The sequence below is a fragment of the Nosocomiicoccus massiliensis genome (assembly GCF_002871345.2).
GTDB lineage: Bacteria > Bacillota > Bacilli > Staphylococcales > Salinicoccaceae > Nosocomiicoccus > Nosocomiicoccus ampullae_A.
Genome location: NZ_CP136964.1, coordinates 256,750 through 274,135, shown reverse-complemented (window position 1 = coordinate 274,135; position 17,386 = coordinate 256,750). Strand labels below are relative to the sequence as shown.

Below are 17,386 nucleotides of genomic sequence, written 5' to 3'. Positions count from 1 at the left end.
CATCCTTTTTAATTATAATAGTTATAACACTTAAACGTTTCACTATATATTTTTACACCTTGTTCTGCTAAATAACAGATATTTCTTCTCGTAATTTCAAATACCGCACGTTCTAAATCGTGATCGTTATATACGATATCTCTAATGTCTTCAACACCAGGTGTTGTTCGAGCGGGTTCAATATAATCTGCGACAAAAATAATTTTTTCAACTAAATTCATGTCTGCACGACCAGACGTATGATTTTTAATAGCGAGAAGAATTTCTTCATCGTGAATATTAAACTCTTTTTCTATTAAAAATGCTGCGATAGGTCCATGTAAAATCGCACTCGTGTATAGTTGTAGTTCGTCATCTAAACTATTCTCTTTAACGATTTCATGCATATCATTTAAGTCGTCATACTTACAGTAATCATGTAAAAGACCAGCAAGATGACATTTCTTTTCATCTGCTTTAAACAATCGTGCCATTAAAACGGCCGTTTCAGCAACACGCAAGGAATGTGCGAATCGCTTTTCAGGCAACTTTTCTTGTACGAGTTGTTTTGCTTCAAGCTCATTCATATAGCTCGTGCTCCTTAATATAATCAAATACGTTCTTATGAACGAGATGACTATAATAATCGTCATTTCCGATACGTTTACGTATTTCGCTAGAACTCACTTCAATTATAGGTACTGTTGCTGTTAGAAATGGTGCAGTAATATTTGTCTCTTCCATCGTACGTTTTAATACAATAAACTGCGCAATTTCAAGTAGTTCTTCGTGCTTATACCATCTATCAAATGCGTGAAACTGATCTTCTCCCATAATAAAATAGAGTGTATCATTCGGGAACTTTTCTTTTAAATAACACATCGTATCATACGTATAGCTTTTACCTTTATGTTCAAGTTCGAACATGTCAATAGAAATAAAGTCTAAATCTTTAGTCGCACGTTCAATCATTTTTAAGCGGTCCGATTCATGAATCGGACGGTCCGCTTTATGTGGTGATTGAAATGCTGGGACGATAATTACTTCATCTAAATCAAAATGACGTTTTGCTTCAACGATTAAATGAGTATGCCCGATATGAATCGGGTCTAGTGTCCCACCAAACACTCCGATTTTTCTCATGGTAATTGAATCGTCTTCTCTTCTTTGTTTTCTTTATACAAAACGATAATACTTCCGATAATTTGAACTAAATGACTGTCTGTACCAGACGCTAATTTCTCAGCAATCTCTTTTTTGTCGTACGGACAGTTTTGAAGTATAGAAATTTTTAATAGTTCATGACTATTAAAGTAATCGGAAATTTGATCATTGAATTCATCAGTTACACCTAATTTACCGACTTGAAAGACCGGTTTTAAATCATGTGCAAGTTTTCTTAAATATCTTTTTTGTTTACCAGTTAATGTCATCCATTATTCTCCTTTAAATACGTTCGCAATACTGACTTTACTTCTTCTCTATCTCCTACTTTTCCTGTCCATATTTCATATGACATCATCGCTTGATTTACGAGCATATCAAGCCCATTAAATGACGTTTTAAAATATGACATAAAAGGAGTGACTGCAGGATTATAGATTAAATCATAACCTACTGTACTTTCTATATTGGTCAGTTGATTTAGTTTAAACGTTTGAAAAGCATCTTCACTCTTTAAACCGAGTGGTGTTGCATTTATAACAATATCAAACGCCCCACCTTCAAACTCATCAATTGTTAACGCTGTAAAATCATGAGTTCTAAAACTTTGAAAACTTTCTTTACGGCGCGTAACAATTGTCACTTTAGAACCGAGCTCAAGGTGTGCAAGACACACTGCTTTTGACGCACCACCCGCACCTAGTATTAAAACGTTATCGTGTTTAATATCGTTGTCAATAATCGTTTGTTTATATCCAGATACATCTGTATTATACCCGTATAATTTATGATCTATTCGTTTAACTGTATTTACTGCGTAAATTTCCTTCGCATGACCATCTATCTCATCTAGATATTGGATAATTTCTTCTTTATGAGGTACCGTCACGTTTATGCCTAAAAGATTTTCTTTTTTCATAATTGCATCAATATTTTTTAGTTGCTCAGGTGTAATTTCTAATTTACCGTAGTTTAATGGATCATCGTTCTTTTTAAAATTAGTATTATGAATCAGTGGTGAATACGTATGATGTATTGGATAACCAATGACTGCATAGCTCATTTTACTTATCCTTAAATACCGTATGGCGTGCAATCACTTTTACACCTTTAGGTACTGTAACGTTTACTGTGATATCTTTATCCACTGTTATAAAACATAATCCACTAATTAAAATATCACTACGAACGTCTGTTTTAAATGTATATGTCTCACTATTATCAAGTAAAATAGGAGACTCTAATTCTGGTGGTGCAAGTAATCCATTGTAATGCTTACGATAAAATTCTTTCGCATTATCTAGTTTCGTACGATGAACGACAAGCTTATCACTACGATATATTGTAAAACTAGAGCGATTACCTGTTACAAAATCAATTTGTGCCAAGTTTGAAACAAATAAAGTTTGTCCTTCGTCTAATTGATATGTGAGTGGCTTAATTTCTTTTTTAGGCATAATATGTTTTACGTCGTCTAGAGATAACACCGTACTCATCGCACTTTTTGCAATAACTCCAGGAGTATCATACATAAACTGATTATTTCCAAGAGGTATATCGATCATACCAAGTGTCGTTCCAGGGATATTAGACGTCGTAATCACTTCTTTTTCACCTGTTGTTGCTTCTATTAATTTATTAATTAACGTAGATTTACCAACGTTTGTCGTACCAACTACATATACATCTTTACCTACGCTATATTGATTGATTTGTTCGATCAAATCATCTAATCCAAAACCTTTTGCACCTGAAACAACGACTGTTTCATTGGCAATAATTCCTTCATCTGCAAGCATCTTTTTAAGGCGATTCAATAAACGACTCACATTAGTAGATTTAGGAAGAAGATCAATTTTATTTACCGCAACGATAATTTTCTTATTTCCAACGATACGGTTAAACGATGGAATAATACTACCTTCAAAGTCAAACACGTCGATCACTTTAACGATAACTCCGTCTTTTTCATAAATCGAGTTTAACATCGTCATAAATTCACCAGATTCAATATTAACGTCAGGTGTCTCATTATAATTTTTTAAACGAAAGCAACGTCTACAAATGACGTCTTCTTCGTGAATACGACTTTTTGGTACAAACCCGCTTTCATTTTCATCTTCAGACTGTAGTACTGCGCCGCAGCCGATACATTTATATTCAGTCATTTAATAGTTCCTCCAATTTAGTAAGTCCTCATCAGCTATCCATTTCATAATACGTCGTTCCATACGGCGGTTAAACTTCGTAACAAAAGCGTCTTTCTCTTTTACAGGTAACACTAAAATACTATCGATTCCAGTTCTATTGGCACCGAGTACGTCTGTCATCACTTGGTCTCCAATCATTACAACTGCTTTCTTCTTCACACCGAGCTCTGTAATTCCTTTATGGAAGCCTCGCATTGCTGGTTTTCTCGCTGTATGAATGTACTTCAAATCTGAGTCTTTACAAAAGCGTTCGACCCTATTTTTTCTTCCGTTAGATAGAATAAGAACTTGAATACCGTCTTCTTGTAACGTTTCTATCCATTCGATGACTTCATCGTTAATATCTGGATCATCAAAAGCGACGAGTGTATTGTCTAAGTCAATCATCACTGCAGTTTTGTCATGTGATTTTAAATAATCAGATGTAATGTCAGTAAAACGATTGACGTAATCACTTGGCAAAAAATAATCTTTTAACACAGTTTTCATATCATTAACCTCTTAATTTTTAAAAATAAAAAGCGCCCAAAAAAGGCGCCGTCTCAATTACTCTTCAATTCCTTGTGTGTGTTCAACTTCAGTTTCTTTATAAATAAAGAAACCAACAATTGTAGTTACAATTAAGGCAAAAACCATAAGAAATAGCATTACTTTACCCCTCCGAATCACAGTTTCTCTAATACTAATTTTACCGTGTTAGATGAGTGAATACAAGCTTTTCTAAGAAACTCATCATAGTTCATATCCGCTGAACCATCTGCTTTGTCACTCATCGAACGTAATATTAAATACGGTGTTTTAAATTGATAACACGTTTGTGCAATCGCAGCAGATTCCATATCGACTGCTTTTGCATTACTGAACGCATTTAAAATCGTTTGTTTTTTATCATCTGTGTCGATAAATTGATCGCCACTAACGACTTCACCGACTGTATAGTTAATTTCATTGTATTCATTAAGTGCAAGTTTCGTAGCTTCTATAAAGCGCGTATCTGCTTCAAAGTTGAGTGGCATTGATGGTACTTGCCCTATTTCATAACCAAATGTTGTCGCTTCAACATCGTGGTGCGCAGTATGACTGCTTATGACCATATCTAAAATATCGAGTTCTTCAGCTAAACTACCAGCAACACCAGTATTAATGATCACATCTACGTTAAAAGTTTGTATTAATAACGCTGTAATAATCGATGCATTTACTTTACCGATCCCACTTTCAACGAGAACGATATTTTTATCTTGTAACGTACCTTCATAAAACTCAACGTGAGCAATATTAACAGTACGTGTAATGTCCATGTCATTTTTTAATATCTCTACTTCCGGTTGCATTGCTCCAATAATACCAATTGTATTAGTCAATTTTAACGATTTTCACTTTCATTTCGTTACCGTTTGGAAGTGGTACGTTTACTTCATCGTTTAATTTTGAGCCGATTAATGCGCCCGCAATCGGAGACTCATTTGAAATTTTACCTTCAAATGGATCTGCCTCTGCAGAACCGACGATTTTATAAGATTCTTCAGGTCCATTTGGTAACTCTTTAAATGTTACTGTTTTACCAATTTGAACTTCTGTATTATCGACGTTTTCTTCGATAATTTTAGCGTAACGAATCATCTCTTCAATTTTAGAGATTTCTTGCTCTACGAAACCTTGTTCATCTTTTGCTGCATCGTACTCAGAGTTCTCAGAAAGGTCTCCAAAACTACGTGCAACTTTAATCTTTTCAACGACTTCAGGTCGTTTTACTGTTTTTAAATGATCGAGTTCTTCTTGAAGTTTGTCAAATCCTTCTTGTGTCATTGGGTATTCTTTATTATTTAAATCCATGTTTTCACTCCGTTATTTACTTATAATTAATAGTCCATCGCCGACATTTAAAAATGACGCTGACGGATAGTTTTCATAAATGTATTCGTTAAATTGACGTACTTTATCACGTAGTTTAATTTTGTTTTTACTATGTAGATTCTCTTCTACAATTTGACCACGTAATAATATATTATCGACAACGATAATACCATCATCCGTAAGTAGTGGACTGTACTTTTCAAAGAAGAGCTTATTGTTACCTTTCGATGCATCGATAAAAAGCAAATCAAATGTATCTTCTAATTCGACTTCTTTTGCATCACCGAGTATACCATTCACTCTTTCACTTACACCGTGTTTTAAAAAGTTTTCTTTTGAAATGTCATATGAAGCTTCATCTTTCTCAATCGTCGTTAATGTAATATCTTTGTTGACACTGAGCATATGGAGTCCACTATATCCGATTGCTGTTCCGATCTCTAATATTTTTTTACGACGTGTTAATTGAATGAGTTGTTTTAATACAGTCAGTGCATCGCTATCGATAATTGGTACACGATTATTTACAGCGTACTCATAAACGTCTTGAAACGACTCAGTTTTTGTGTTCAATTGTTTTAAATATTCTTCTATAGTCATGTTTTCACCACAAAAATATACAACCGGCAAATCAATGCCAGTTGTAGATATTAGTTAGATATTAACATAAAGTTTTAAAAAGAGAAAGCGAAATCAGTCACCTTCTATATACTTTTCACGATTCTCTTGGTGTTCTTCATATGTTTCAGCGAAATGGTTAACTCCATCCTTATCAGCTAAGAAGTAGTAGTAATTCGTATTCGCTGGATTTAATACACTTTGAACGGACTCAGTTCCAGGTGCACCGATTGGCCCTGGTGTTAATCCTTTATGAATATATGTGTTAAACGGGTCATCGACTTCTAAGTCTTCGTATAAGACGACTTCTTTATGAATGCCTTTTGCGTATAAAACAGTCGGGTCCGTTTGAAGAGGCATCGATGGATTTTCAGCCATTCTGTTTAAAAACACACTCGTAATTTTAGCGCGATCAGCTAAACTCGTCGCTTCTTTTTCTACAAGTGAAGAGAATGTTAAGAATTCATGGAATGATAACTCTTCATTTTCTCCTTCATAGTTCACAGTGTATGTGACAGATTTATATAAGTTAAACGTATTACTTCGCGTGGCGTTTAACATTTGACGCACTAACTTATCTAAATCCGGCTGCTCTTCAGTGATATCGTAAGTCGCTGGATATAAGTACCCTTCGAGCGGATATTTAATATCTTCATCAAATATTTCATCCGTTAACATGTCTTTATAATCTTTTTGCAACTCTTTTAAATATTCTTTGTCTTGAACTAAGTTTATAAACTCATCTTTTTCAACTGGAAGTACTTCTTGTACGAGATCTCCAATTTCATCGACAGTATACCCTTCAGGCACTGTTAATTTATAATGCACCTCTTCGTACAACACACCAGTTTCTAATGTTTTTGCAATTGTTTCATAATCCATAGAAGGCGAAAGTTCAAATTCTCCCGCTTGATAGTTTGAAATGCTATTAAGTCTTAAGTAAAGTTTAAAAAACTTACTGTTTTTAATAATCCCTTTCTCTTCTAACATATTACTAATATCAGTCGATGAAGAACCTGCTGGAACTTCAACTCGTACGACCTCGGTTGAATCTTTGTCTAACGGCTTCATACCTTGCTTAATGTAAAACACGCCAAACAATGCTCCTAAAACGAGCATTGCAATAATCGCAAGGACGATGATTACCGAAACATAAGATGATACGTTTTTTGAAAATCTTAAATCATCATTGTTTGTCATAATTTCTCCTTATTTTTAAAAATTGCTCCCGAATTCACGGAAGCAATTATAATTATTCTTCAATATCGTCAAAGTTTGTGTTTACGATTTCTTCAATCATGTCCCACTCTTCATCAGATTCAACTGGTGCAAAACGGTAATTTTCACCATCGTCTAAAGGTTCAGCAATCATAGGAATTAATTCGATTTGCTCATCATCATCTTCAGAGTTATAGTTGCTTTCTTCTGCAACAATTACGTATGTTTTGTCAAATCCTGGATGATGAAACTCCATTAATTTTCTGTAAAGTGTTTCATTACCTTCTTCATCGACAAGCGTCATTAACTCATCATCTGTGTTTAATTCAAATTCATTTGACATTAATATTCTCCTTTAATTAAATCGGTCTAAGTACCCTTGTAATATAAATACTGCAGCCATTTTATCGATCACTTTACTACGTTTTCTCCTCGATAAATCCGCTTCAAGAAGCGTGCGTTCTGCGGCCATCGTACTGAGTCGTTCATCCCACAATTCAACTTGAATTGTCGGAAACTTTTCTTTTAAAAGTTCAGAAAAATGAATCGAACGTTCGCCACTTTCACCGACTGAGTTATTCATGTGCTTCGGTAAACCGACGACAATCGTCGTAATATTTTCATCTTTAATAATTTTTGCTAGATCATTTAGACCAAAATCATTTTGTGCCGTATCGACCTTTAAAGTTGTTAACCCTTGTGCTGTCCAGCCTAAACTATCACTCACTGCAACACCAATCGTTTTAGTACCTACATCTAACCCAAGTGTTTTACTCATTGAGTTCACGTGTAATGTAACTTTTCACGAGCACTTCCATAATCTCGTCACGTTCAATATGACGAATTTGGTTTCTCGCTTCGTTATGGCGCGGAATAAATGCCGGGTCACCACTTTGTAGATATCCTACAATTTGGTTTACAGGATTGTAGCCGCGTTCTTCAAGTGTTTTATATACATTCGAAAGGACGTTCTTGATATTCTCATTTTGTGCTTCTTCAATGTTAAACTTCATTGTCTTATTTAAATTATCCATGCAGTAACACTCCTCGACTACTAAAGTTAGATAGTGTTAGTATAACAAATTATTATATTATTAAAAACCATTTAGATAATCTTTAACGATTTGTAAAGCTTCTGACATATTTTCAGTGTTCGTACCGCCGCCTTGTGCCATGTCCGGGCGACCGCCACCTCTACCGTCAACTGCTTCAGCCATTTGTTTCATAATATCTCCAGCTTTTACGACTGATGTTTTAGCTTTAGGCACCGTAACAATCATCGATACTTTGCCGTCAACATTTGAAATGAGTGCAATAATGCTTTCTTGGTTTTTAGATTTAATAACATCCATCGTCTGACGCAGTTCTTTAACACTATCAACAGAAACTTCAGTCGCAATTAAATTAAATCCGTTAATGTCGAACGTAGCATCTGTTAAATCAGATAATGCATCTTTTTGAAGTTCTGATTTTAATGACTTTACTTCTTTCTCTAGTTGCTTCTTTTCTTCAAGTAATTGTTCAAGTTTAGAAATTGTATTTCCAGATTTTACTTTTAAATGCGTATTTACGTCTTCAAGTACGTTGTCTTTATCTTCATAATATTCAACCGCATATTTTGAAGTGACCGCTTCGATACGTCTTACACCAGCACCGATTCCGCTTTCTGAAATGATTTTAAAGAGTCCAATTTCGGATGTGTTTTTAACGTGGACACCACCACATAATTCAACGGAATACTGATCGATATCAACAACTCTAACAATAGCTCCATACTTTTCACCGAATAATGCCATTGCTCCTTTACGTTTTGCGTCTTCAATTGGCATCTCGTTAATGTCTACGTAAAGTGAATCAAAGATTTTTTCGTTTACGATACGTTCAATCTCTTTTACTTCTTCTTTTTTAAGACCTTCAAGATGTGTAAAGTCAAAGCGTAGACGTTCTTTTTCAACGAGTGAACCTGCTTGATTCGCATGCTCTCCAACGACGTCTTTTAATGCTTGGTGTAGTAAATGTGTTGCGGTATGGTTTTTAATGATAAAGTTACGGCTTTCACGATCCACTGTTAACTCATATGTTTCACCTGTTGCGATGACTCCTTCAGTAACAGCTACTGTATGGATGTTTTGTCCGTTTGGTCCTTTATATACATTTTTAACTTCCATTGTACCGTGTTCATTTTTAATGACACCGACATCTGCAACTTGTCCACCACTCACTGCGTAAAACGGGGTTTTATCAAAAATGACGTCGACGTCATTACTTCCGTCATAATGATTGACAACTTCATCATTTGAAACGATGTAAAGCAGTTCAGCAGTTTCATTTAAGTGAGTATACCCTGTAAAGATACTCTCCTTATCTAATTTCTGGTACGTTTCTGATTGTACGTTCATCGATTCAGAAGATTTTCGCGCAGCGCGTGCACGTTCTCTTTGTCGTTCCATCTCTTCTTTAAAACCGTCAAGATCAACAGCAAGTCCGTCTTCTTCTGCGTACTCTACTGTCATTTCAACAGGAAATCCAAACGTATCATATAGTTTAAATGCATCTTTACCACTAATTACTTCATCTTCTTTTAATGCTTTTTCTTTAACTGTACGGTAAATTTCAATACCTTCGTCAAGCGTTTGTAAAAATCTCGATTCTTCTTGTTGAATTACTTTTTTAATAAAGTCTTTATTTTCACCAATTTCTTTATAGAACGCGTTCATAACGTCGTCTACGACGTCAACTAATTTATATAAGAACGTTTCGTTAATCCCGAGTTCTTTTGCGTAACGCGTTGCACGACGAATGAGTCTTCTAAGCACGTATCCACGTCCCTCGTTGCCAGGTAACGCACCGTCACCAATCGCAAACGCAACTGTACGGATATGGTCACTAATAACTTTAAACGCAACGTCATCCTTATCGTTATCACGATAAGTTTTACGAGAAGCTTTCTCGATTTCATTAATAATTGGAATAAATACGTCCGTATCAAAGTTTGTTGGTACGTTTTGGATTACGCTCGATAATCTTTCAAGCCCGAGTCCTGTATCAATGTTTTGACTTGGAAGTGGCGTATATGAATGATCGCTATTATGGTTAAATTCAGAGAATACTAAGTTCCAAATTTCTAAGTAACGTTCGTTTTCTCCACCTGGATACATTTCTTCTCTTGGTGTATCTCCTTCATATGTTTCCCCACGGTCGTAGAATATTTCAGAGTTTGGTCCACATGGCCCTTCACCGATATCCCAGAAGTTTCCTTCAATACGGATAATTCGGCTTTCTTCAATACCAATTTTATCTTTCCAAATATGATATGACTCATCATCTTCAGGGTGAATCGTCACGTATAATTTATCTACTTCAAAGTTTAACCATTGATCACTCGTTAAAAATTCCCAAGCAAATTCAATTGCTTCCTCTTTAAAATAGTCACCGATTGAAAAGTTACCAAGCATTTCAAAGAACGTATGGTGTCTCGCTGTAAAACCGACATTTTCAATATCATTCGTACGAATCGACTTTTGCGCGTTTACAATTCTTGGGTTGTTTGGCTTTTCAGTTCCATCAAAATACTTCTTTAACGTTGCCACACCTGAGTTGATCCACAGTAACGTGTCGTCGTTAACTGGTACTAAGCTTCTACTCGGTTCAATGTTGTGTCCTTTTGTTTCGAAAAAGTCTAAAAACATTTGACGTAGTTCGTTTGTTGAGATTTGTTTCATTTTAATTCCTCCTAAAATAAAAAATAGAATTCGCCCTTATTAAAAAGGGGCGAATTCTATCCGCGGTACCACCCAAATTATGAATGTTATTCATCACTTTAAGTATATAGTTGTGTGCACAAAGATCGATGCATTGCTCTCATCTACCGCAACGTTTCTGTATTTTCATCGAATAAAATAGTTCTAATATCAGTATAATTATAAAAATCATACGTCTTAAAGTCAATTGAAATCATACGGTGAAACACCTGACATGTTAATCATCGGGTCGATTCTTTTTTGCATGATTAATTCCATCGTTAACATATGATTATCTGTTTCTTCAATTGTCTCTTTTATATCTGTTTGTTTAAACATTTCTTTTAAATACGTTTTTAACATCGTTTGACGTTCGATACCTTCTTGGTTAATTGCATGGATAAAGGAATCTGGTTCACCGCATAAGACGAGGGATTCTTTTGCGCGCGTAATACCAGTATAAATAATATTCTTTTGTAACATATGATAATACTGTCTGACGATTGGCATAATGACAATTCGGTATTCACTACCTTGTGCTTTATGGATACTCGTACAATATGCGTGAGACAACTCTGAGTAATCTTTACGTTCATATACGATTTCTTGACCTAAAAAGTCTACCGTAATCGATTCTTTTGTCCCCGTTTTATCGTCTCGATATGTAATTTCTGTAATGATTCCACTGTCACCGTTAAACACATTATCTTCACGACGATTTTCAAGTTGAATGACTTTATCGTTTTCTCTATATATCTTATCTCCGAACTCGACTTCTTTTTTGTCTTCACTTGGAGGATTTAATACTTTTTGAATCGTTTGATTTAACACATTTATACCGGCAGGTCCTCTATAAATCGGTGCAAGCACTTGAACATCTTGCATCGTATACCCCTTTTTAACCGCACCCTTTACGACGATGTCAACAATATTTATAATGCCACTCGCGTCCGTTTGGAAAAAAGTACGATCTGGATGTCTCTCTAAAATATTTACTGGCAAGTTATTGTTAATTTGATACGCAAGTTGGATAATCGACGACGATTCCATTTGCCTGTATATCTTTTTTAAAATTGTCACGGGCACAGATTGTGATTCTATTAAATCTTTAAACACTGTTCCAGGACCGACTGACGGTAACTGAGCATCATCTCCAACGAAGACGATTTGCGTTTCTGGCAATACGTTTTTAATAAACTGATAAAACAACCACGTATCGACCATCGACATCTCATCGACGATTATTAAATCTGCATCGATAATATTGTCTAATATATCTGTCTCTTCAGTATCACGACCATATCCAATTAACCGGTGAATTGTCGACGCGCCTATACCTGTTGCGTCTTTCATTCGTTTTGCTGCACGTCCTGTTGGTGCGGCAAGCTTTATTGGATACTCTTCACCTTCAAAGTCGATAAACTTATCTATATTATGTAGGATTCTATACACCTCAATAATCCCTGAAACAATTGTTGTTTTACCTGTCCCTGGTCCACCTGTTACGACAGATATCGGATTAAGAATCGCATGCTTTATTGCTTTTTGTTGTTCATCATTAAATGTAATTTCTAACGACTTCTCGACTTGTGAAATCACTGTTTCAATACGTGAATGACTATACGATTCTACTTTTAGTTGACTAAGTCCATAAACTTTTTCAGCAGATTTACGTTCGCTAAGAAAAAACAATTTTAACGTCACTTTATTGTCTCTTATTACTAATTCATCTTTTTCAGCGAGCTCGTCAATACGTTTATGAATGTCAGATGCTGAAAAATAAATCGAACGATTATTTAATATATTTAAAGATAGATTGATTAAATCGTTTAACTCTACGTACGTATGTCCGACTTCATTTAACTCTGTCTCTAATGCGTATTTAATTCCTGCGTCTATTCTTTCGGTTGAATTTGGTTCGATACCTGCTTTAATTGCGATTTCGTCTGCCTTTTTAAATCCGATACCGAATATGTCTTCGACGAGTTTGTATGGATTATTTTGTAGAATATTTAATATGTCTTCTTTATATGTATCGATAATTTTCGCGCGTTTTGATGGTGCAATACCAAGCTCAATCATCATTAAATCCGCACGTGTCGTCGATTCGTTTTCAACGACTGTTCGGTATATTGTTTCTTTTCGTTCTTTTGTCAGACCATTTACTCGGTCTAAATTCGACTTGCTTTCTAATATGAGTTCTAACGTCTTATCACCGAGCGTATTTACGATGTTTTCTGCTGTTTTTTGACCGACACCTTTAAATTTTTCACCAGACAAATATTGGATAATTCCTTCTTTTGTCTGTGGGACATTCTTTTTAATTTGCCGTGCACTAAACTGTTTACCAAACCGTGCATGTTCGACAATTTCGCCTGTAAATGTGTACGTTTCATGTTCATCGACATGATGAAAATTCCCAGTGATGATTGTCTCTTCTTTTAATTCTGTGTTCGTTTCATCGATCAAAACACGCATGACGTAGAAGTGATTATCATCATTATGAAATATTATTTTGTCGACTGTTCCAGTAACGAATAGATCATCTTCTATCGTCAATTGTGTCATCATTATCCCTCGTTTATATTTTTTATGCCGTTATGTGCAAGTATATGGTCTGGTTTGATTTGAATTGCTTTTTCAAAATGTCTTTTTGCTGCATCTTTATCGTCATATTTTGTCCATTTAATAAGTCCTAAGTTATATTCTGCGTCGGCAAAATCGTATTTGTCCGTAATATTCGTGAGTAAAATTTCACCTTGATCAAGTAAACCGAGTTGACAAAGTGTTAACGCATATTGAAATACGAGTTCATAGTCTTCTTTATCTGCTCTATACATCGCTTCAAAAAACGGAATGGACATACTTAAATTTCCTTCATGGACATGCGTCATCGCGAGTAAATAGTTAATGTCTTTGTCTTCATTAAACGTATCATAAATACTTAAGAGTAGCGTACGTGCATCTCTATATTTCCCTTCATTAAAATACATATTGCCGAGCGTAAAATATGCCGCAGAATTATTTTTATCAAGTTCAATTGCTTTTAGTAAGAAGTTGTTCGCCTCTTCAAGTTTACCGATGTTATATAGAACCGAACCTCCGTTAATATAGTGCGCCGGATTTGTCGGATCCTCTTCAATAGAATCAAAAATTTTCTTTAACGCTGTTTCATAATCGCCTGCTTGAATAGAATCTTCGTATTTAAAACTCATGCTAAATACTCCAGTTTCTCTTCACCGTTAAACACTTCGTCAATCGTCGCGCCACCAATTACTCTGTCACCGTCATATAATACGACTGCTTGGCCAGGTGTGACTGCGCGCTGTGGTGCTTTAAACGTTACTAAAATTTTATTGTCATCTATCTTTTTAACAGATACGGCACTATCCGCTTGACGATATCTAAACTTCGCATTTGCATCAAATTCGTCGGGCATATCATTAATGAAGTTAACGTCTTCAGCGATAAGACTCGTTGAGTATAATTTCTCATTATGGAATCCAGTAACGACGTATAATTCATTCGTTTCTAAGTTTTTACCTGCGACAAAATATGGTCCACCCGGTCCACCAATTCCTAAACCTTGGCGTTGACCGATTGTGTAGTACATAATTCCGTCGTGTTTGCCTTTTTCTTCGCCAGTTTCCATGTCGATTATTTTTCCTGGTTTAGCTGGTAAATAATTTGAAAGGAATGTTTTAAAATCTCTTTCTCCGATAAAACAAATTCCTGTGGAATCTTTTTTATCTTTCGTTGCGAGATTAAATTTATGTGCGAGTGCACGAACTTCTTTTTTATCAATTTCACCTAACGGGAATAGTGTTTTACTTAACTGTTCTTTCGTTAATTGGTTTAAAAAGTATGTTTGGTCTTTATTGTCGTCGACACCTTTAAGCATCGTCACTTCACCGTCGTGATTCACTCTCGCATAGTGCCCTGTCGCTACAAAATCTGCACCGAGTTTCATCGCGTGATCTAAAAATGCTTTAAACTTAATTTCTTTATTACACATGACGTCTGGATTCGGTGTACGTCCACGTTTATATTCTTCTAAAAAGTATTCGAATACTCTATTGTAATATTCTTTTTCAAAGTTGACTGAATAGTATGGTATACCAATTTGTTCAGCGACTTTTCTGACGTCCTCATAATCGACTGTCGCTGTACAGACACCAAACTCATCCGTATAATCCCAGTTTTTCATAAATATGCCGATGACGTTATACCCTTCGTCTTTTAACAGTTTCGCTGTGACTGAAGAGTCAACGCCACCACTCATTCCAACGACGACTGTCGTATCTTCTTTTCTCTTCATTTATATTCAACCCTTTATTTTAATCGATCATATAATTTCTTTAATGACTGTATTGTTTTTTCTATATCATCTTCAGTCGTTAAATGACTAAAACTAATTCTAAGTGAATGTGCCGCACGGTTTTCATCATACATTTTTGTAATAACGTGTGACGGTGTTACAGTTCCAGCGTTACATGCACTACCACCTGATATATAAATACCCTCTAAATCTAATGCCGTGAGTAAAAGTTCCGTTTCTGAAAATGGCACGTAAATGTTTAAAATATGTGGAGATTGACTGTTTAAATCACCGTTTACTTTAAACTCAACGCCCGCTTCTTTTAATCCATCTATGAGCTTCTCTTTACGAGATAAAATCACGTTGTTTCTTTCATCTTTTAACTGAACTGCTTCTAATACAGCTTCACTCATCGCATAACTGTAAAGCAAGTTTTCAGTACCTGCACGGCGTTCTCTTTCTTGTTTACCACCGACGAGTTGTGCGTGTAAATGCGTGACGCTTCTTACATATAATACCCCTACACCTTTCGGTGCATATAATTTATGACCACTCATACTCATTAAGTCCACACCTAAATCGTCGACATTCACATTTACGTGACCGACTGCTTGTGCAGCATCAACATGAAGTAATACATCTTCTGGTAGTGATTCTTTAATCTCTTTTACCGGTTGGATTGCTCCTGTTTCGTTGTTGACGTAATGTAATGAAACGAGCGTTGTATTTTCATCGATTTCCTTATTTAATTCGTTTAAATTGATGAGACCATTTTCTTGTATAGGCACATATTTTACATGTGTTTTTAACCCTTTAACCGTTTCTAATATCGACATATGCTCTACTTCTGTCGTAATTACATTGACTTCTCTATTAAAGTGAGAGAGTGTCCCTCGAATGGCTAAGTTGTTAGACTCTGTTGCACCACTCGTAAATATAATCTCCTCAGGTTTTGCACCAATTGCTTCAGCGATTTTTTGTCGATTCTCTTCTAAAAACGCCTTAGCTTCTTTACCGATTCGGTGAATACTTGACGGATTTCCATATATATCAGAATGTTCTAGCATTCCTTTTATGATTTTTTTATCGACTGGTGTTGTTGCAGCATAATCTAAATAAACAGCCATAACACTTCTCCTTTAAAACTTAGTTCAGTAGAGATTTTACCATTTTTAACGTTATAAATATAGTCGACTGCTCTGAGTCGTTTCTTTAGATAAATTACGTCAAGTCTTGTAAGTTATAGAGTATATAAAAGGGAGAGATTAAATGAGTAAACCAGTCAATATATCAGTATTAAACTTAGTCTATGTACGTGAAGGATACGATTCAAAAGATGCATTTACACGTATGCGTCTTTTAGCAGAAGCATTAGATGATTCTAGTTATAAACGTTACTGGATCAGTGAACATCATAATATGAAATCTATCGCATCTAGTGCGACAAGACAACTCATACAGTACACGTTACAACATACTAAAAGAATTCGCGTCGGAAGTGGCGGCGTCATGTTACCAAATCATACGCCGTATATTGTCGCTGAAGAATTCGGTACGATGTACGAATTATTTGGAGACCGTTTAGATATTGGTCTTGGCAGAGCACCTGGAACAGATCAAGTAACAGCAAACGCGATTCGCCGTGGTAACCATCAAGGTATCTTTGACTTTGAAGAAGAAATTCGTGAGTTACAATTCTTTTTATCTGATAAAGAGTCGCAAGTCATCGCGAACCCAGGTTTAAACACAAATATCCCGTTATATGTTTTAGGAAGTTCAACTGATTCAGCGTACATCGCCGCACGTTTAGGACTGCCATATGCGTTCGCTGCACATTTTGCACCAGCAATGATGGAAGAAGCATTTGAAATATATGAACGCAACTTTACACCGAGTGAGCAATTAAAAGAACCATATAAAATGGCGTGCTTAAACGTCGTCGTTCAAGACACACAAGAAGAAGCAGAATACGTCGTAACGAGCCATTATCAAAATGTTTACGGAATGATCACACATCACCGTGGTCCGATGAAACAACCTGTTACAAACATGGACGAGATTTGGTCAATGCAACATAAAGAAATCATACTCAATCAATTCCCAGTTCAAATACTTGGCGATAAAGAACAAGCACTTAAAGACCTAGAAGCATTTCAAAATAAATTCGACGTCGACGAAATCATCGCATCTACTGCGATTTATGATACAGACGCTTTTATAAAGAGCTATCAATTATTTGAAGACGTCGTTATAGAGTATAATAAAAAGCAATAAGACTATCT

At 35.6% G+C, this 17,386-nt stretch carries 19 protein-coding genes; 1 reads left to right on the top strand and 18 read right to left on the bottom strand.

Going from position 1 to position 17,386, the window contains the following annotated elements; genetic code table 11:
• Nucleotides 1–8: 8 nt before the first annotated feature.
• The 18 genes from yqeK to CJ229_RS01270 all read right to left on the bottom strand — a co-directional run bounded on the left by yqeK (nucleotide 9) and on the right by CJ229_RS01270 (nucleotide 16,231).
• Complete coding sequence (yqeK, locus tag CJ229_RS01355; protein ID WP_102167357.1) at nucleotides 9–566, bottom strand: bis(5'-nucleosyl)-tetraphosphatase (symmetrical) YqeK; 558 nt, start codon at nucleotides 564–566, stop codon at nucleotides 9–11.
• Complete coding sequence (gene nadD, locus CJ229_RS01350; protein ID WP_070622404.1) at nucleotides 559–1,122, bottom strand: nicotinate (nicotinamide) nucleotide adenylyltransferase; 564 nt, start codon at nucleotides 1,120–1,122, stop codon at nucleotides 559–561. Before nadD ends, yqeK begins: the two co-directional genes overlap by 8 nt.
• Entirely contained in the window at nucleotides 1,119–1,412 is a 294-nt protein-coding gene (yhbY, locus tag CJ229_RS01345; RefSeq protein ID WP_068128226.1) for a ribosome assembly RNA-binding protein YhbY, read from the bottom strand. The genes nadD and yhbY overlap by 4 nt, the downstream gene beginning before the upstream one ends.
• Complete coding sequence (gene aroE / locus CJ229_RS01340) at nucleotides 1,409–2,206, bottom strand: shikimate dehydrogenase (protein WP_070622403.1); 798 nt, start codon at nucleotides 2,204–2,206, stop codon at nucleotides 1,409–1,411. Before aroE ends, yhbY begins: the two co-directional genes overlap by 4 nt.
• Nucleotide 2,207: 1 nt before the next feature.
• Nucleotides 2,208–3,311, bottom strand: a complete 1,104-nt coding sequence (gene yqeH / locus CJ229_RS01335; RefSeq protein ID WP_070622402.1) for a ribosome biogenesis GTPase YqeH — start codon at nucleotides 3,309–3,311, stop codon at nucleotides 2,208–2,210.
• Nucleotides 3,312–3,842 carry a YqeG family HAD IIIA-type phosphatase gene (locus CJ229_RS01330; protein ID WP_068128219.1) on the bottom strand — a complete coding sequence of 177 codons (531 nt, stop codon included), beginning with the start codon at nucleotides 3,840–3,842 and terminating at the stop codon, nucleotides 3,312–3,314.
• 176 nt (nucleotides 3,843–4,018) lie between these two features.
• Nucleotides 4,019–4,717 carry a 5'-methylthioadenosine/adenosylhomocysteine nucleosidase gene (locus CJ229_RS01325; RefSeq protein WP_257993688.1) on the bottom strand — a complete coding sequence of 233 codons (699 nt, stop codon included), beginning with the start codon at nucleotides 4,715–4,717 and terminating at the stop codon, nucleotides 4,019–4,021.
• The gene (gene greA, locus CJ229_RS01320; protein ID WP_040928411.1) at nucleotides 4,710–5,189 is read right to left on the bottom strand and encodes a transcription elongation factor GreA; all 480 of its coding nucleotides are present in this window, start codon (nucleotides 5,187–5,189) and stop codon (nucleotides 4,710–4,712) included. The genes CJ229_RS01325 and greA overlap by 8 nt, the downstream gene beginning before the upstream one ends.
• 12 nt (nucleotides 5,190–5,201) lie before the next feature.
• Nucleotides 5,202–5,810 carry an O-methyltransferase gene (locus CJ229_RS01315; protein ID WP_068128217.1) on the bottom strand — a complete coding sequence of 203 codons (609 nt, stop codon included), beginning with the start codon at nucleotides 5,808–5,810 and terminating at the stop codon, nucleotides 5,202–5,204.
• Nucleotides 5,811–5,903: 93 nt separating this feature from the next.
• Nucleotides 5,904–7,028, bottom strand: coding sequence for an endolytic transglycosylase MltG (gene mltG, locus CJ229_RS01310; protein WP_068128215.1), 1,125 nt, complete (start codon nucleotides 7,026–7,028; stop codon nucleotides 5,904–5,906).
• A 52-nt stretch (nucleotides 7,029–7,080) separates the two neighbouring features.
• Nucleotides 7,081–7,389 carry a DUF1292 domain-containing protein gene (locus CJ229_RS01305; RefSeq protein WP_068128213.1) on the bottom strand — a complete coding sequence of 103 codons (309 nt, stop codon included), beginning with the start codon at nucleotides 7,387–7,389 and terminating at the stop codon, nucleotides 7,081–7,083.
• 12 nt (nucleotides 7,390–7,401) lie between these two features.
• Entirely contained in the window at nucleotides 7,402–7,824 is a 423-nt protein-coding gene (gene ruvX, locus CJ229_RS01300) for a Holliday junction resolvase RuvX (protein ID WP_102167358.1), read from the bottom strand.
• Nucleotides 7,817–8,080 (bottom strand): IreB family regulatory phosphoprotein, encoded by a 264-nt coding sequence (locus tag CJ229_RS01295; RefSeq protein ID WP_040928416.1) that lies wholly within the window; start codon nucleotides 8,078–8,080, stop codon nucleotides 7,817–7,819. The genes ruvX and CJ229_RS01295 overlap by 8 nt, the downstream gene beginning before the upstream one ends.
• Before the next feature lie 60 nt (nucleotides 8,081–8,140).
• On the bottom strand, nucleotides 8,141–10,768 hold the full coding sequence (gene alaS, locus CJ229_RS01290) for an alanine--tRNA ligase (protein ID WP_102167359.1): 2,628 nt from the start codon (nucleotides 10,766–10,768) through the stop codon (nucleotides 8,141–8,143).
• 222 nt (nucleotides 10,769–10,990) lie between these two features.
• On the bottom strand, nucleotides 10,991–13,357 hold the full coding sequence (locus CJ229_RS01285) for an SF1B family DNA helicase RecD2 (protein ID WP_317846596.1): 2,367 nt from the start codon (nucleotides 13,355–13,357) through the stop codon (nucleotides 10,991–10,993).
• Nucleotides 13,357–14,001: a tetratricopeptide repeat protein gene (locus CJ229_RS01280; protein WP_070456370.1), complete on the bottom strand. Its 645-nt coding sequence runs from the start codon at nucleotides 13,999–14,001 to the stop codon at nucleotides 13,357–13,359. Before CJ229_RS01280 ends, CJ229_RS01285 begins: the two co-directional genes overlap by 1 nt.
• Nucleotides 13,998–15,104 carry a tRNA 2-thiouridine(34) synthase MnmA gene (mnmA, locus tag CJ229_RS01275; RefSeq protein WP_317846595.1) on the bottom strand — a complete coding sequence of 369 codons (1,107 nt, stop codon included), beginning with the start codon at nucleotides 15,102–15,104 and terminating at the stop codon, nucleotides 13,998–14,000. Before mnmA ends, CJ229_RS01280 begins: the two co-directional genes overlap by 4 nt.
• 14 nt (nucleotides 15,105–15,118) lie before the next feature.
• Nucleotides 15,119–16,231 carry a cysteine desulfurase family protein gene (locus CJ229_RS01270; protein ID WP_102167362.1) on the bottom strand — a complete coding sequence of 371 codons (1,113 nt, stop codon included), beginning with the start codon at nucleotides 16,229–16,231 and terminating at the stop codon, nucleotides 15,119–15,121.
• A 142-nt stretch (nucleotides 16,232–16,373) separates the two neighbouring features.
• Here CJ229_RS01270 and CJ229_RS01265 point away from each other — a divergent pair, with 142 nt between their 5' ends.
• The gene (locus CJ229_RS01265; protein ID WP_070622388.1) at nucleotides 16,374–17,378 is read left to right on the top strand and encodes an LLM class flavin-dependent oxidoreductase; all 1,005 of its coding nucleotides are present in this window, start codon (nucleotides 16,374–16,376) and stop codon (nucleotides 17,376–17,378) included.
• Nucleotides 17,379–17,386: the final 8 nt, after the last annotated feature.

What these genes read in the sequence shown, in the direction of transcription:
- yqeH (WP_070622402.1), bottom strand. Translation starts at nt 3,311, where the DNA reads ATGACTGAATATAAATGTATCGGCTGCGGCGCAGTACTACAGTCTGAA.
- CJ229_RS01295 (WP_040928416.1), bottom strand. Translation starts at nt 8,080, where the DNA reads ATGGATAATTTAAATAAGACAATGAAGTTTAACATTGAAGAAGCACAA.
- yqeK (WP_102167357.1), bottom strand. Translation starts at nt 566, where the DNA reads ATGAATGAGCTTGAAGCAAAACAACTCGTACAAGAAAAGTTGCCTGAA.
- greA (WP_040928411.1), bottom strand. Translation starts at nt 5,189, where the DNA reads ATGGATTTAAATAATAAAGAATACCCAATGACACAAGAAGGATTTGAC.
- ruvX (WP_102167358.1), bottom strand. Translation starts at nt 7,824, where the DNA reads ATGAGTAAAACACTTGGGTTAGATGTAGGTACTAAAACGATTGGTGTT.
- CJ229_RS01305 (WP_068128213.1), bottom strand. Translation starts at nt 7,389, where the DNA reads ATGTCAAATGAATTTGAATTAAACACAGATGATGAGTTAATGACGCTT.
- alaS (WP_102167359.1), bottom strand. Translation starts at nt 10,768, where the DNA reads ATGAAACAAATCTCAACAAACGAACTACGTCAAATGTTTTTAGACTTT.
- CJ229_RS01265 (WP_070622388.1), top strand. Translation starts at nt 16,374, where the DNA reads ATGAGTAAACCAGTCAATATATCAGTATTAAACTTAGTCTATGTACGT.
- yhbY (WP_068128226.1), bottom strand. Translation starts at nt 1,412, where the DNA reads ATGACATTAACTGGTAAACAAAAAAGATATTTAAGAAAACTTGCACAT.
- CJ229_RS01330 (WP_068128219.1), bottom strand. Translation starts at nt 3,842, where the DNA reads ATGAAAACTGTGTTAAAAGATTATTTTTTGCCAAGTGATTACGTCAAT.
- CJ229_RS01315 (WP_068128217.1), bottom strand. Translation starts at nt 5,810, where the DNA reads ATGACTATAGAAGAATATTTAAAACAATTGAACACAAAAACTGAGTCG.
- aroE (WP_070622403.1), bottom strand. Translation starts at nt 2,206, where the DNA reads ATGAGCTATGCAGTCATTGGTTATCCAATACATCATACGTATTCACCA.
- mltG (WP_068128215.1), bottom strand. Translation starts at nt 7,028, where the DNA reads ATGACAAACAATGATGATTTAAGATTTTCAAAAAACGTATCATCTTAT.
- nadD (WP_070622404.1), bottom strand. Translation starts at nt 1,122, where the DNA reads ATGAGAAAAATCGGAGTGTTTGGTGGGACACTAGACCCGATTCATATC.
- CJ229_RS01280 (WP_070456370.1), bottom strand. Translation starts at nt 14,001, where the DNA reads ATGAGTTTTAAATACGAAGATTCTATTCAAGCAGGCGATTATGAAACA.
- mnmA (WP_317846595.1), bottom strand. Translation starts at nt 15,104, where the DNA reads ATGAAGAGAAAAGAAGATACGACAGTCGTCGTTGGAATGAGTGGTGGC.
- CJ229_RS01285 (WP_317846596.1), bottom strand. Translation starts at nt 13,357, where the DNA reads ATGATGACACAATTGACGATAGAAGATGATCTATTCGTTACTGGAACA.
- CJ229_RS01270 (WP_102167362.1), bottom strand. Translation starts at nt 16,231, where the DNA reads ATGGCTGTTTATTTAGATTATGCTGCAACAACACCAGTCGATAAAAAA.